The organism is Streptomyces sp. NRRL S-31, from assembly GCF_000718775.1.
Classification (GTDB): domain Bacteria; phylum Actinomycetota; class Actinomycetes; order Streptomycetales; family Streptomycetaceae; genus Streptomyces.
The window spans coordinates 1-216 of the sequence record NZ_JOCB01000308.1 but is presented as its reverse complement, the minus strand read 5'-3'; the positions used below and the strand labels follow the sequence as shown (position 1 = coordinate 216).

Annotated in this window: 1 protein-coding gene; it reads left to right on the top strand. The window is 71.8% G+C overall.

Going from position 1 to position 216, the window contains the following annotated elements; all coding sequences use genetic code 11:
- Positions 1–216: beta-ketoacyl synthase N-terminal-like domain-containing protein (locus IF37_RS40590; RefSeq protein ID WP_037858592.1), on the top strand; the 216-nt coding region annotated here is incomplete at both ends.

Genomic DNA, 216 nt, shown 5'->3' with positions numbered 1-216 from the left:
TGTTCGTCGTCGCTGGTGGCGATCCATCTGGCGGCGCAGGCGCTGCGGGCGGGGGAGTGTTCGCTGGCGTTGGCCGGTGGTGTGACGGTGATGGCGACGACGGCGGGGTTTGTCGAGTTCTCGCGCCAGCGGGGGCTTGCGGCCGATGGCCGGGTGAAGGCGTTCGCCGAGGCGGCTGATGGTACGGCCTGGGGTGAGGGCGCGGGTGTCGTGCTC